The organism is Paraburkholderia rhizosphaerae (assembly GCF_004366595.1).
In the GTDB taxonomy this organism is placed as follows: domain Bacteria; phylum Pseudomonadota; class Gammaproteobacteria; order Burkholderiales; family Burkholderiaceae; genus Paraburkholderia; species Paraburkholderia rhizosphaerae.
The window spans coordinates 187,887-200,596 of the sequence record NZ_SORE01000008.1 but is presented as its reverse complement, the minus strand read 5'-3'; the positions used below and the strand labels follow the sequence as shown (position 1 = coordinate 200,596).

Sequence of the window (12,710 nt, the reverse complement as noted above, 5' to 3'; positions counted from 1 at the left end):
GCGCCGCGCTTGGACCCGACCAGAAACGAAGATTGCGGACCTTATGGTCACACAGAGCGGCGTGGCGGACACGGTACCGGCGTTCGGCCGTGCCTCGACCTGCGCGCTTCTTGCTGCGAATTCTTGCTGCGAATTCTTACCGCAAAGGCATGCCATCGCGCGTGATGTGAATCGCCGTGGCCTCCACGTAATCGACCCGCAACGTGTCCCCGACTTTCAGTCCGTCGAGCATACGCGCCGACGATGCCTGCAAGGTCACCGTGCGGGTTGGTCCGTGCAACGTGAGCATCCGTTTGTCACGGTCGATATTCGTGACCTCCGCGGTCGCCGCGACGCGGTGCATCGACATCGACGAGCCCGGCGACGCCCGGCTTGTCACATCGGAATCGACGCGTTTGCGAATCGCGTCCTGTCCCGGCTTGTTCGCACGCAGCAATAACGCACGGCTATAGGTGATTTCCACCTTGTCGCCCATCTGCAGCATCTTGACCTTGCCGAGCGATGGGTCCACCACGACATCGACCGGCTCTCCGTTGTCCTGCCAGAGCGTGATGCTGTTGCGCTGCGGGTCCACGCCGAGCACCATCGCATTCGAACGCGTCACGCTTTTGCCTGAGAAAATCGGCGCCGTGCCAGCCTCGCTTGCCGGCCCGGCAACGCTGGGCAATGCGATCGTGACGCCGAATGCCAGCGCAGCCGCGGCGGCCGCAAGAACGTTATAGGACCATTTACGTTTCATAATCGCGCTCCCGGACATCGATTGACCGACAGCTCAAAGCCTATCGGCCAGCCAGCCGCTGAACTTGATCTCACTCAACGCCGCGCGATATAGCGCACATGATTCGTAGGCAGTGCATCCCGCGCATATTCGTCGTTGCGTGTCAGCCTTCTCCGACAACCGCCGCGCAATGCTGACCCGCGTCTCCGCGACGGCTGATTGGCGCTGCGGGTGGGCTCGCCAATACTTGAATCGCGGACACACCCTCTCGCCCGCCAGCGTAGACAGAACCGGGAGACCCATCATGCGACCCATCCAGTTTCTGACCGCTCAGGCCATCTTCGACCGCGCTGTCGATCATCTCCTTGACCAGCGCCACGCTGCGTTGTTGCCGCGAGGCGGGGCCGCCTATCGCACCGGGTGCGGCGGCTGCCCGATCGGCAGCTTCATCCGTCCGTCCGACTACACATCGACGATCGAAGGCGTGCCGGTCCGTTTCCTGAACGCCGACCCGCTGTCGCGACCGGCTTACATGGACGCCGGCGTTGCCGCACTGCGTCGCGCGTTGCTGCGCGCGAAGATCAACGTCTACGACGAGCGGATGGTCCAATTACTGAGTTGCCTGCAGAACGTGCACGACGTCTTCGCCGTGTCGGAATGGGAAACCCGACTGACATCGATTGCCCGCCAGTTCAACCTGAGCTGCGCGCGTCTCGAACGGGCTGCGTGACGCGCCGGTCACCGCATCGCACGGAGCCATGCTCTACGACGCATCGCCCCAGCCTCCCCCGAGTGCCGCGTAGAGCGCAACCGTATCCTGCAGACGCCGTGCACTCGCTTCGAGCCACGCAATGCGCGCCTCGTGATACTGGCGGTCCGCGATCAGAATCTCCAGATAGCCGACAGTGCCCGCCTCGTAACCCACTTTCAGCAGTCTTAACGCTTCGGCCGCGGCATCGACCGCGCGCGTTTGCGCATCGAGCGCGGCCGCGTCGTGCTCAAGCGCACGTAGTGTATCGGCCACCTGCGCAAACGCGGCAAGCACGGTTTGCCGGTAGGTCGCGTTCGATTCGTCGAAGGCAGCGAGCGCGGCCTTGCGCTGATGCCACAGCGTCCCGCCCTGAAACAGCGGCGCGGTCAGGCTCGCGCCGATGCTCCAGACCTGCCCTTTGCTATCGGTCAGGCCATGCATCGCGGTATTGTCGTAGCCGCCGGTTGCGCTCAAGGTCAGGTCGGGAAACATCGCCGCGGTGGCAACCCCGACGTTCGCACTCGCAGCGTGCAACGCAGCCTCCGCCTGCAAAATATCCGGGCGTCGGCGCACGAGCGACGACGGCACCGTTTGCGGCAGATCGGCAGGCAGCGAGATATCGGCAAGCGACACCGGCTGCGCACGCCACTCGACCGGAAACTGTCCGGCCAGCAACGCGAGCAGATCGCCGGCTTGCACCTCTTTTTGCGCCAGCGCGGGCAGCGACGCCTGCAGCGTCGCCCGCTCGTTTTCGAGCGTCAGCACCGCCGCGTAAGCGCTCGCGCCTGAGCTGACCTGAGCGTTAGTGATAGCGATCTGTTCGGCCACCAGCGCGATGATCTGCTCGGTCGCGACGATTTCGTCCCGGTACGCGGCGCGCGCGATCACCGTGTTCACGACATTGGTCGTAAGCGTCAGATAGGCAGCCTGAACGGCATAGCGTTGCGCCTCGGTCTGCGCGGCGAGCGCCTCAACATAGCGCCGTTGGCCGCCCCAGATGTCGAGCGCATACGAAATGCTCGCCGACAGCGTGAACAGATTGAAGATCGACGGCGGCAGATCGATGCCCGCGCGCAATGGGGAATATCTCTGACGCGACGCGCTGAATTGCGCGTCGATCTGAGGGAAAAACACCCCCGCTCCGGCACGCAATTCATGTTCACTGCGCCGCAGCGTCGCCTGTGCGGCCGCAAGCGTCGCATTGCCGGTCAATGCATCGTCGACCGCGTCGTCGATTGCGCGGCATGCGAAAAGCGTCCACCAGTCGTTGCGTATCGGCTCGCCCGCGCGCAGCGTTTGCGTCCCGCCCGCCGCCGTCAGCGTCGTCGGGGGGGCGGCGCCGTTGACGAACTGTTCCACATGCGGCGTGGGCGGCCGCGAGAAATTCGGACCGACCGCGCACGCGGCCAGCGACAAGGCGGCCCACAGCCCCAGTGCAGCGCGCGAAGCCCGCCCGTGGCATACGCGCATCCGATCAGTTCGCGGCAATGTACACATCGACGATCTGCCCAGGATAAAGCCGCAAGCCCGGTTGCGGCACGACACGGAAAATCACCGGCAGCACGCGTACATCGACCCGTTCGGTCCGCTGATCCGATAACTGGATTTTCGGCGTGACATAGGGCTGGATCCGCATGAACCGCAGTGCCGCCTGCACCGAGGTGCCGCGTATGAACATGCGCGCCGTCAGCGCGTGCGGATCGGGCAGCCGGCCGATCAGGATCTCGTCGACATAGCAGCGCACCGCGAGCTGGTCCGCGTTCGTGCCAAGCACGATCACCGGGCCGCTGCCTTGCGCATACGTGTCGTACACGCCCTGCGGCGACAGGTATGAGCCCATCGCCGCATTTAGCGCGAGCACCATGCCGTCGGCCGGCGCGCGCAGCGTGTAGCGCTCGAGCAGCGCCGCCGACGCATCGGCGGCCTTTCTGAGCGCGGCCGCCTGCCGCTCCTGATTGCGCACGTCGTAGACCCATGCGCCGGCCTCGGTCAGACGCAACTGCCGGCTCACGACCTCGAGATTCGCGCGCGCGACGTTTACGCTATTGGCCGCGTTATCCAGCGTGTCCCGGCTGACCGCCTTCGGCTCGATTGCGAACGCATGCTGTTGCTTGTCGAACTGGTCCTGTGCCATCTTCAGATTCGCGGCGGCGGCGCGCACCTGCGCCTTCGCGACATCGAGCGTCTCGCGGCGCGGCTGCGCGCGCAGTTCGTCGAGCAGCGCCTGCGCCGCGTCGGCCTGCGCGGCCAGCTGGGCGGCGGTCGCGCGCTGCACGGAATCGTCAATCGTCAGCAGCGCGTCGCCGCGTTTGACCCGGTCGCCGTCGTGCACGAACAGGCGGGTCACGGGCCCCGAGACGTCCGGATAGACGTTCACGTTCGCGCCCGCCGGCTGGTCGCTTTCGACGATCCCGATCGCATAGACACCGTGCGCGTACGGGTTCGACGCGGCATCGAAGACCGGTGGCTCGGGCGGCTGCTGCAAGCCGTACACCCACGCGGCCACCATGCTGACGAGAAAACCCACCAGTGCGGCGGCAAAGAGCAGCTTGAGCTTCATTTGCCGCCCCCCGCTTCGATGCTTCGCAGCTGGCCGTCCTCCATATGCAGAATACGGTCCGCGTAGTCGAAGATGCGGCTATCGTGTGTGACGACGACGATGCAGCGCCGCTCGTTCAACACCCGGTGCTTGACGAATTCAATAATGGTTCGGCCCGTATCGCCATCGAGCGATGCGGTCGGTTCGTCGAGGATCAGCAGATCGGGCTCGCTGACGATCGCGCGCGCGATCGCGACGCGCTGCTGCTCACCGCCGGACAGCTTGACCGGCGGCAGATTCGCGCGATTCTTAAGGCCCACCACGTCGAGCCAGGTCCGCGCGTGCTCGAGCGCGTCGTCCCAGTCGCGGCGCTTGAGAATCAGCGGGATCGCAACGTTTTCGAGTGTGGTCAGACGCGGGAACAGGTGGTAGTCCTGAAACACGAAGCCGATCCGGCTCAGGCGAAACTCGGCGAGCGCATCTTCGGGCTGGTGCCACAGATCGACGCCGTCGATCACCACCGTACCGGCGTCCGGCCGCAAGATGCCGGAAATGACGCTGAGCAGCGTCGTCTTTCCGCTACCCGACGGGCCGACGATCAGTAGCATCTCGCCAAAGCGCGCTTCCATCGTCACGCCCGACAGCGCGCGCGTGCGTGCGTCGCCTTCGCCGAACCACTTGTCGAGCCCCTGCGCGTCGATCGCCAGCGCCGCCATCGTCCGCCCCTTCAGCCCCTGAAGATATCGAACGGCTCGATGCGCAGCACGCGGCTCACACCGAGATAGCTCGACAACGCGGCAATCACGATGACCATCGCGAATGCCATCGTGAGGTTGCCGTAAGTGATCATCGCGGCGTAGCCCGGAATGCGCAGCCGCGCGAGGCTGATCGATCCCGCGCACAAGCCGACGCCCAGGCCGTACCCGGTCAGCGCGGTAAAGGTCGCCTGGAACAGGATCATCGCGACGAGTTCGTGCCTCTTTGCACCGATCGCTTTCAACGCGCCGAATTTCTCGAGATTCTCGAGGATGAACGTATAGAACGTTTGCCCCGAAATCGACAGCCCGACGATAAAGCTGATTACCGTCATCAGCAGAATGTTCGTGCCGAGGCCGGTCTCGTACTTGTAGAAGTGCGAGATGCGCCGCATGAATTCCGCTTTCGTGTAAGCGACGTAGCCGAGCGCCGCGACCGCCGCCTTGATATGCGCGACGTCGGCCGGCGACTTCGGTTCCACCAGAATGTACGAGGTCGTGTAGCGGGTCGGCGGAACGTACTGGATCGCACGTGTGTAAGTGGTATACAGCGTCGGTGTGCCGAACAGCCCGCTGCTTGAGACCGTCGCAATGCCGACGACCACGCCGCGATGGTCGTTCAGCTCGAAATCGGCGCCGAGCGGCGGGCTATGCAGCTTGCCGTACTCCGCATCGTCGATCGCAAGGAAACCGTTCTCGGCATAGATGTCTTCGATGCGGCCCGCTTTCATTTTCGGCCGGCCGTACAGCGTCGTATCGTCGAGGCCGATCACCGTGACGGCCTGGTAGGTGCCGTCACGCAGCCGCACCAGCGCGGCCCCCGAATAGAGCGGCACGGCGAACTTCACGCCGTCGATGCTGCGCACCGCGTCGAGTACGTAATCCGGCATGCCGATGCTGCTCGCGATTGTCTGCACTGCCGGGTCCATCACCCACATCTTCGCGCCGATGTTGATCACGGTCGACGAAGACTTGTTCAGAATGCCGGCGAACAGCGAGGTCATCTCCACCATCAGGAACACCGCGAACGTAATGCCGATAATCAGCGCGGTGAACTTCGTGCTGTCGTTGACGAGCAGTTTGAACGCGAGCCTGAGTATGCCTTTCATCTTGTTCTATCCATCGCGTCGCAATGAGTCGCGCAACGCTCAGTTTCGCCGGTTGCGTATTTTTTCGAGCAGCACCATCGCCGTTATGAGACCGCCGAACAACGCCCCGGTGCCAACGTAAAAAGCCACCTGCTGGCCTGTCACGATGCCGTGCAACGAAACCACAAGACCCAGCATCGAGACGAGTACGCCGATCATCGCAAACGAGATTCGCCATTGATCGAACTTCATGACGGCACTCCAGATCAATCTCACAGGGTTCAGGTTTGCGCCGCCGCGGACGTGTGAGCGTCGTCCATTCGCACCAGCAGCACCGGGCATTCCGACAGACGGACGAATCGCTCCGCCACGCTGCCGAGAATGGCGCGGCGCACGCCCCGGCGTCCATGTGTGCCCATCACCGCGAGTTCCGCCCCGATCCGTTTCGCGCATTTGAGCAGGCAGTGCGCGACATCCTCGCCGACGCTGTCGGTTTCGATCAGTTCGGTCTCGCCGGTAACTCCTGCCGCGGCGAATCGGGTCGCTGCGTCATCGAGCGCCGCGCGCCCGTCGCGCCGGAATGCGTCGATCATCGCGACCGGATCGTAGTAGCCGGCGTACGGAAAGAGTGCCGCCTGATCGACCACGTAAGCGGCATGCAGTTTGCCGTGCGACAGCGCCGCCATCCGCACCGCTTCGTTCAACGCCTGCTTTGACGTTTCGCTGCCGTCGACGGCGACCAGAATTTTCTCGTACATGACAGACCTCCTATGGGTAATGAGTCGTTGCCAGAAGCGCGACAAAACTGTCTAAAGGAAGACCGGCGGGAAGACCGGCGGGAAGACCGGCGGCGGGCCTGCCGGTGCGAGCGCGGCAGCAGAATCCGGGTGCCGGCCGAGCACCGCTTCGACCCACGCCGGCGGATAGACGAGGAGCGCGCACGGAGGATCGCGCAGTGCGCGCGAGGCTATTCGCCCCGGCAACGAGTCCACCGTCGCGGGCCGGCTGCGCAAACCGAGCACGATCACGTCCGCCGCCCAGTGCTTTGCTTCGCGTGAAAGCGCATCCGGCACGTCGTCGAGTTCGTCTTCAGTTTCGACTAGCGCCGTCTCCGATTCGATACCGCATTCATGCAGCAGCGCGGCTGCGCGATCGAGCGCACGCTCACCCGCGTGCCGGAACAGGTCGTGCGGATACCACTTGCGTAGATGAAGCGCTCCATCGATCACGTACACCACTTTTAGCGCGACGGCCGCAGATAGCGCCGGCAAAGCGGCACGCAGCGTCCGCAACGAAACCTCTGTGCCGTCCACCGCGATCAGCACGCGCGCGCGTCGCGGGACGCCGGCCGCAAGCCGAGCGTCGGGCACATACAGAACCGGGCAGCCAGTCGCGGCGGCTACCTCCTCCGGGTCGAAGTGGCAGGCCCAATGGTGCCGCCTTGGCGGCGAGGAGATCGCGACGAGATCGGCGTGCCAGCATCGAGCGGCGCGACCAAGCATCGTGGCGGCGTCGACGTGCAGTGCCGGTGCATCGATCAGCTCCGTTTCAGCGCGAATGCCGGCTGCGATCAGTTCGGTTGAAGCATGCTTGAGCATTGTCAGTGCGGCATGAGTCATCGCGCGATGTGCCTCGCACCAATCCGGGTAGCTCAACATCAGCGTCGGAAACAGCAAGGCAGGATTGCAGACGATATCCACCAGCCTGACGGTCCCCCCCGTTGCAGCAAACAGATGAGCGAAGCGGGCCAGCGTTTGCAGGCCGCTGCCGCGTTCGCACGCAACGACGATGCGGCTAAAGGCAGTGTGGCCGGCGGCGGCCTCGACCTCGGGATCCGTCATGAGTAGCTCCATCAGGCGCAGCGATTAACCGTGCGAGCAACACCGGGACGCGGTGTGCTGTTACGGGTTCATGATGGGTGGCAACGATGGAAGGCCACTTGACGTAAATCAAGCGGTCGCGTTTAGCGCTCGCAGCCGAACAGGTGCATCCCATAGCGCGTTGCGACGTAACAGGAAGGCCTCGAAACCTTCATTACAGCGCGCAAAGGGTGATCGGATGCGGATCGGTCTCAAGCGAATCCTGTACTCAGGCAGCCGCGGCGATAGAACGTCCTCCGGCCAATGAGCCTTATGCGGAAAGCTTCGACCCCGCTTCGTGCCGTGGGGCGGGCGAGCGCGACTGGCTCAGCGATGCGCATGGAAGGTCACCGCTCGCGTCGAACTGCCAATTTGACTCAGGTCAACGGAAGGGTAAGGCAGAGAGGTAGGCTACGTGTATAGCGTTCCCGCCCTCAGCATGGCTGATTTTCGAATCGACCGGTTTGCGCCACAGGCCGTCGGTTCGGCGGATGCATTGAACACAGGCTCGCATTGCCCAGACTGAGTCGGAGCTAACATGAGCACGATCACACCGGCCGGACACACCGAACCCGAACGGCGCATCCAGATTCTCAATACCGTCGACCGCGTTTGCGAACTTTGTTTTGGCCTGTTCATGGCCCTGACGTTCGTCGGTGCAGTCAAGGCTGTCAGCGCCGGCGTCGACGCCGGATACAAGATGTTCCTCGCCGCATTCGGATGCAATCTTGCGTGGGGCCTCGCTGACGCCGTGATGTATCTGGTACGCACCCTTGCCGACAGGGGACAGCGCCTGAAACTCGGACTGGCTGTGCAGCGAGAGAAGGACGAAGCGCTCGCCGTGCGTGCGCTACGTGACGCGTTGCCGCAGACACTGGACCAGCTCGTTGAAGACGCTGACCTCGAACGCATTCGTGCGCGCCTCGCGAAGGCGTCGACTCTGCCGCCTCGAGCGAGTCTCGTGCGTGACGACTTCGTCGGCGCGCTCGGCATATTTCTACTTGTTGTGCTGGGAACCTTCCCGGTAGCGCTGCCGTTTCTGATCATCGAGGATGTCACAACTGCACTCGTCGCCTCGCGTACCCTCACACTCATGATACTTTTTGCGGCGGGGTTTTCGCTGGGACGTTACACCGGCGGGGGCGCGATAAAAGCGGGCTTCGCAATGATCGCGGTTGGCGTTCTGCTCACCATAGCGATCATTGCATTGGGTGGGTAACCCCATCCGTAACAAGCGGTATTACGACTCGCCCAATGGGTTCGCCATCGCCGAGGGCGTAAAAAAGCCCGCGTCATGCGCGGGCCCGCCTTTAGATCATCTGATGCCCGGCGTCCTCAACCCATCACGCGATCGAGTCGATCACCCGATTCATCGTGGCGCTCGGCCGCATCGCCTTGCTCGTGAGCTCGACGTTCGGACGATAGTAGCCGCCGATGTTCACCGGCTTGCTCTGCGCCGCGCCCAGCTCTTCGACGATGCGTGCTTCATTTTCCGCAAGCGCCGCCGCAACGCCCTTGAACTGCTCGCTCAGCACCGCGTCTTCGCTCTGCCCGGCCAGCGCCTCGGCCCAATAGAGGCTCAGGTAGAAATGGCTGCCACGGTTGTCCAACCCGCCGACCTTGCGCGCCGGCGACTTGTTCAGGTCCAGTAGTTTGCCGGTCGCCTCATCCAGCGTTGTCGCCAGCACCTTGGCCTTCGCATTCCCGTATGCAGCGCTCAAATGTTCGAGCGACGCCGCCAGCGCAAGAAATTCGCCGAGCGAATCCCAGCGCAGGAAGCCTTCCTGCACCAGTTGCTGCACATGTTTCGGCGCCGAGCCGCCCGCGCCCGTTTCGAACATGCCGCCGCCGGCCATCAGCGGCACGATCGACAGCATTTTCGCGCTCGTGCCCAGTTCCATGATCGGAAACAGGTCCGTCAGGTAATCGCGCAGCACGTTACCTGTCACCGAAATCGTGTCCTTGCCCGCGCGGATACGCTCGACCGAAAAACGCGTCGCGTCCACAGGCGCGAGCACCCGGATGTCGAGACCGCTGATGTCGTGCTGCGGCAGGTACGCTTCGACCTTTTTGATCAGCTGCGCGTCGTGACCGCGGTTCGCGTCAAGCCAGAACACGGCGGGCGTATTCGATGCGCGCGCACGATTCACGGCGAGCTTGACCCAGTCCTGCACGGCCGCGTCTTTGGTCTGGCACATACGCCAGACGTCGCCGGCTTCGACCGCGTGCTCGAGCAGCACATGACCGGCATCATCGGTCACACGAACCACGCCGTTCGCCGCGATCTGGAAGGTCTTGTCGTGCGAGCCGTACTCTTCAGCCGCCTGCGCCATCAGACCGACGTTCGGCACACTGCCCATCGTGACCGGGTCGAACCGACCATGCTGCTTGCAGTCTTCGATCACCGCCTGATAAACGCCGGCATAGCACCGGTCCGGAATCACCGCCTTGGCGTCGTACAGTGCGCCATCCGCGCCCCACATCTTGCCCGACTCGCGAATCATGGCCGGCATCGACGCGTCGATGATCACGTCGCTCGGCACGTGCAGATTCGTAATGCCCTTGTCCGAATTGACCATCGCGAGATTCGGGCGCTGCGCGTACTGCGTGTTGATATCCGCTTCGATCGCATCGCGCACGTCGGCCGGCAGACTTGCGAGCCGCGCGTAAAGATCGCCAATCCCGTTGTTCGGATTGAAGCCCGCGGCCGCCAGCGTTTCCGCGTGTTTGGCCAGCACATCCTTGTAGAACGCCGACACGACCTCGCCGAAAAGAATCGGGTCCGAGACCTTCATCATGGTCGCCTTCAGATGCACGGAGAACAGAACGCCCTTCTCCTTCGCATCGGCGATCTGCGCCTCGAGGAACGCGCGCAGCGCATTGCGGCTCATCACCGACGCGTCGATGATCTCGCCCGCCTGCACCGCCACCTTCTCTTTCAGCACCGTCTTCGCGCCGTCGGCGGCCGTCAGTTCGATCCGCACGCTACCGGCTGCACCGATCAGCGCCGACTTTTCGCTGCCGTAGAAATCGCCGTGGCTCATGTGCGCGACGTGCGTCTTCGATTCCGCGCTCCACGCACCCATCTTGTGCGGATGCTTGCGCGCATAGTTCTTCACCGACAGCGGCGCACGGCGATCCGAATTCCCCTCGCGCAATACCGGATTAACGGCACTGCCCTTGATCTTGTCGTAGCGCGCCTTGACGTCCTTTTCCACATCGGTCTTCGCTTCGTCCGGATAGGACGGCAACCGGTAGCCGAGATCGCGCAGTTCGGTGATCGCGTCTTTCAACTGCGGCACCGAAGCGCTGATATTCGGCAACTTGATGATGTTCGCGTCAGCACGCGTGGTGAGCTGACCGAGTTCCGCCAGATCGTCGGGACCTTTCTGCTCAGCTTTCAGGTAGTCGGGAAACGCGGCGATGATGCGGCCCGCAAGCGAAATGTCGCGGGTTTCGACGGTAATGCCGGACGATCGCGTAAAGGCTTTGACGATTGGCAGCAGCGAATACGTGGCGAGCGCAGGGGCTTCATCCGTGAGGGTGTAGATAATCTTCGGCGGCGTGGACATATCTGATTCGGCGTTTACAAAATGATCAAACGCGCGATTTTAGTTGATCTGGCGGGAGCTTGCAGCGTTCTTGCCCGCCGCGAGCCGGTTTAGCCCGTTCGCGGCGGATCTGCCATCATGGACGAATGCCTTGGCCGGCGAACTTGTCAAGCGGCCAATTCTCCTGCCCTTGCCCATATCCCTCCTGGTTGCCGTAAAACCAGCGCATCATCGAAAGGACGGGCATACAGCTGTTGTAGCTGGTCCACGGATGTTGGGCGACCGACACGCCAACCAGATGATGCTCAGCGCCGTCAATACGCGTTGGAACTGGCAATGTATCTGGAGAAGAAGCTCGGTATTCAGATCAGCGAAACCGCGCTGTATGACTGTTCCACCTTTGCGGCACTCACCGGGTTCATCGTCAACTGCCGATAAGTAAAGGGCGGACTGCGCAATGGTCAATTGCGTTTTAGCCGCCGTACGTCGACACCCTCTCCTTCCCCCTCGTTTCGACACACGTCGTCGCCTGTCGGGCCTCGTATCGTGTCACGCGTTTCGCTTGACCGGCCGCGCCTGCATGTTTACGGCCTTTTTGCCACAGGTGCGGCGCACGCACCACAGCCTGCACGGCCCGTGTCGTCAGCGCGTCGCGTGATCCGCATATGGCATTTCCTGTCGCCGCGCTTACCTGAATCGCGCGTTGCATCAAACAAAGCTTGCGACTACGGGATGTCCTCTCGATGGCATGCACCTTGCGTCTTCGAAGCGCGATCGACGGCGGACGACATGAAGCATGGCAGCCACGTTTTGCGGGCCACCAAGCAGCGCATCACCGACTATCTGCGGCAACACCCTGCCGCGGCAGACAGTGCGGGCGGCATTCATCGCTGGTGGCTACAGGGCGGCGAGGTCGCGCCGCAAGTCGTCGAGCAGGCGCTCGACGAACTGGTCGCGGAAGGCGTGGTCGCGCGCACCGTGCTGTCCGACGGACATGCGGTGTACGGTGCGATGCATCGCAGCGGTTGACGGCACCGTCTCTCACACAGTCTGGAGTTCCCATGCCAGAGACACTGAACTGGAACCTCTCCGTCAACGTCACCGGAGGCCCGCAACTGAGCGGCGCGGCCGCGCTGGAAGTGGAAGGCTACGACAAGCTCGACGTCGTGCTGCCCGCCGACGGCAAGTCGCACACCGTGAAGATCGGACCGGGCACATGGGATAGCGTATCGCTGGTGCTGATCAGCGCATCGCAGCCGGGCGAGCAACTGAGCTACAAGGTCGGCAAGGTCGACACCAGGATCAATGGCACGCACCTGCTGGTCGGCACCGGCGCCGTGTCTCTGCTCGGCACCGGCGATGCGAAGCTCGACTTCACGAACGGCTCCGGCGCCGACGTCACGCTGGAGATTCTGGTGGGTCGCAAAGCGAGCTGAACCGGCCACGACA

General features: G+C 63.2%; 14 protein-coding genes. 5 read left to right on the top strand and 9 right to left on the bottom strand.

The annotated features are described in order from the left end of the window. Positions 1-136: 136 nt before the first annotated feature. Positions 137-739 carry a hypothetical protein gene (locus BX592_RS12925; RefSeq protein ID WP_134192163.1) on the bottom strand — a complete coding sequence of 201 codons (603 nt, stop codon included), beginning with the start codon at positions 737-739 and terminating at the stop codon, positions 137-139. 283 nt (positions 740-1,022) lie between these two features. On the opposite strand from BX592_RS12925, the gene BX592_RS12920 reads away from it, so the two are divergent. After that, positions 1,023-1,448, top strand: coding sequence for a hypothetical protein (locus BX592_RS12920; RefSeq protein WP_134192162.1), 426 nt, complete (start codon positions 1,023-1,025; stop codon positions 1,446-1,448). 33 nt (positions 1,449-1,481) lie between these two features. Here the strand turns inward: BX592_RS12920 and BX592_RS12915 are convergent, their stop codons facing one another. From BX592_RS12915 to BX592_RS12885, 7 genes are read right to left on the bottom strand one after another with little or no spacing between them, the layout of a single operon-like run. Then, positions 1,482-2,966 (bottom strand): efflux transporter outer membrane subunit, encoded by a 1,485-nt coding sequence (locus tag BX592_RS12915; protein WP_377681470.1) that lies wholly within the window; start codon positions 2,964-2,966, stop codon positions 1,482-1,484. Further along, on the bottom strand, positions 2,944-4,029 hold the full coding sequence (locus BX592_RS12910) for an HlyD family secretion protein (RefSeq protein WP_134192160.1): 1,086 nt from the start codon (positions 4,027-4,029) through the stop codon (positions 2,944-2,946). Before BX592_RS12910 ends, BX592_RS12915 begins: the two co-directional genes overlap by 23 nt. Further along, the gene (locus tag BX592_RS12905) at positions 4,026-4,724 is read right to left on the bottom strand and encodes an ABC transporter ATP-binding protein (protein ID WP_134192159.1); all 699 of its coding nucleotides are present in this window, start codon (positions 4,722-4,724) and stop codon (positions 4,026-4,028) included. Before BX592_RS12905 ends, BX592_RS12910 begins: the two co-directional genes overlap by 4 nt. An 11-nt stretch (positions 4,725-4,735) precedes the next feature. Next, positions 4,736-5,872 carry an ABC transporter permease gene (locus BX592_RS12900; protein WP_134192158.1) on the bottom strand — a complete coding sequence of 379 codons (1,137 nt, stop codon included), beginning with the start codon at positions 5,870-5,872 and terminating at the stop codon, positions 4,736-4,738. Between the two features lie 39 nt (positions 5,873-5,911). Continuing rightward, the gene (locus BX592_RS12895; protein ID WP_134192157.1) at positions 5,912-6,103 is read right to left on the bottom strand and encodes a DUF2964 family protein; all 192 of its coding nucleotides are present in this window, start codon (positions 6,101-6,103) and stop codon (positions 5,912-5,914) included. A gap of 29 nt (positions 6,104-6,132) precedes the next feature. Beyond that, on the bottom strand, positions 6,133-6,609 hold the full coding sequence (locus BX592_RS12890) for a universal stress protein (RefSeq protein WP_134192156.1): 477 nt from the start codon (positions 6,607-6,609) through the stop codon (positions 6,133-6,135). Between the two features lie 51 nt (positions 6,610-6,660). Continuing rightward, positions 6,661-7,692 (bottom strand): universal stress protein, encoded by a 1,032-nt coding sequence (locus tag BX592_RS12885; protein WP_166676350.1) that lies wholly within the window; start codon positions 7,690-7,692, stop codon positions 6,661-6,663. Between the two features lie 556 nt (positions 7,693-8,248). Between BX592_RS12885 and BX592_RS12880 the strand changes: the two genes are divergently transcribed. Next, positions 8,249-8,929 (top strand): VIT1/CCC1 transporter family protein, encoded by a 681-nt coding sequence (locus BX592_RS12880; RefSeq protein WP_134192154.1) that lies wholly within the window; start codon positions 8,249-8,251, stop codon positions 8,927-8,929. Between the two features lie 124 nt (positions 8,930-9,053). Here BX592_RS12880 and BX592_RS12875 read toward each other — a convergent pair whose 3' ends face one another. After that, positions 9,054-11,282, bottom strand: a complete 2,229-nt coding sequence (locus BX592_RS12875) for an NADP-dependent isocitrate dehydrogenase (RefSeq protein WP_134192153.1) — start codon at positions 11,280-11,282, stop codon at positions 9,054-9,056. A gap of 117 nt (positions 11,283-11,399) precedes the next feature. Here BX592_RS12875 and BX592_RS35150 point away from each other — a divergent pair, with 117 nt between their 5' ends. The 3 genes from BX592_RS35150 (at position 11,400) to BX592_RS34385 (ending at position 12,697) form a co-directional block, all read left to right on the top strand. Beyond that, positions 11,400-11,699 carry an acyl carrier protein gene (locus tag BX592_RS35150; protein WP_134192152.1) on the top strand — a complete coding sequence of 100 codons (300 nt, stop codon included), beginning with the start codon at positions 11,400-11,402 and terminating at the stop codon, positions 11,697-11,699. A gap of 351 nt (positions 11,700-12,050) precedes the next feature. Beyond that, complete coding sequence (locus tag BX592_RS12865) at positions 12,051-12,290, top strand: hypothetical protein (RefSeq protein ID WP_134192151.1); 240 nt, start codon at positions 12,051-12,053, stop codon at positions 12,288-12,290. Positions 12,291-12,322: 32 nt separating this feature from the next. Next, entirely contained in the window at positions 12,323-12,697 is a 375-nt protein-coding gene (locus BX592_RS34385; RefSeq protein ID WP_134192150.1) for a hypothetical protein, read from the top strand. Positions 12,698-12,710 lie beyond the last annotated feature (13 nt).

Bases quoted from the DNA above. Each gene is read 5' to 3' on its own strand.
- BX592_RS12925 (WP_134192163.1), bottom strand. From the start codon at position 739: ATGAAACGTAAATGGTCCTATAACGTTCTTGCGGCCGCCGCGGCTGCG.
- BX592_RS12920 (WP_134192162.1), top strand. From the start codon at position 1,023: ATGCGACCCATCCAGTTTCTGACCGCTCAGGCCATCTTCGACCGCGCT.
- BX592_RS12915 (WP_377681470.1), bottom strand. From the start codon at position 2,966: ATGTGTACATTGCCGCGAACTGATCGGATGCGCGTATGCCACGGGCGG.
- BX592_RS12910 (WP_134192160.1), bottom strand. From the start codon at position 4,029: ATGAAGCTCAAGCTGCTCTTTGCCGCCGCACTGGTGGGTTTTCTCGTC.
- BX592_RS12905 (WP_134192159.1), bottom strand. From the start codon at position 4,724: ATGGCGGCGCTGGCGATCGACGCGCAGGGGCTCGACAAGTGGTTCGGC.
- BX592_RS12900 (WP_134192158.1), bottom strand. From the start codon at position 5,872: ATGAAAGGCATACTCAGGCTCGCGTTCAAACTGCTCGTCAACGACAGC.
- BX592_RS12895 (WP_134192157.1), bottom strand. From the start codon at position 6,103: ATGAAGTTCGATCAATGGCGAATCTCGTTTGCGATGATCGGCGTACTC.
- BX592_RS12890 (WP_134192156.1), bottom strand. From the start codon at position 6,609: ATGTACGAGAAAATTCTGGTCGCCGTCGACGGCAGCGAAACGTCAAAG.
- BX592_RS12885 (WP_166676350.1), bottom strand. From the start codon at position 7,692: ATGACGGATCCCGAGGTCGAGGCCGCCGCCGGCCACACTGCCTTTAGC.
- BX592_RS12880 (WP_134192154.1), top strand. From the start codon at position 8,249: ATGAGCACGATCACACCGGCCGGACACACCGAACCCGAACGGCGCATC.
- BX592_RS12875 (WP_134192153.1), bottom strand. From the start codon at position 11,282: ATGTCCACGCCGCCGAAGATTATCTACACCCTCACGGATGAAGCCCCT.
- BX592_RS35150 (WP_134192152.1), top strand. From the start codon at position 11,400: ATGGACGAATGCCTTGGCCGGCGAACTTGTCAAGCGGCCAATTCTCCT.
- BX592_RS12865 (WP_134192151.1), top strand. From the start codon at position 12,051: ATGAAGCATGGCAGCCACGTTTTGCGGGCCACCAAGCAGCGCATCACC.
- BX592_RS34385 (WP_134192150.1), top strand. From the start codon at position 12,323: ATGCCAGAGACACTGAACTGGAACCTCTCCGTCAACGTCACCGGAGGC.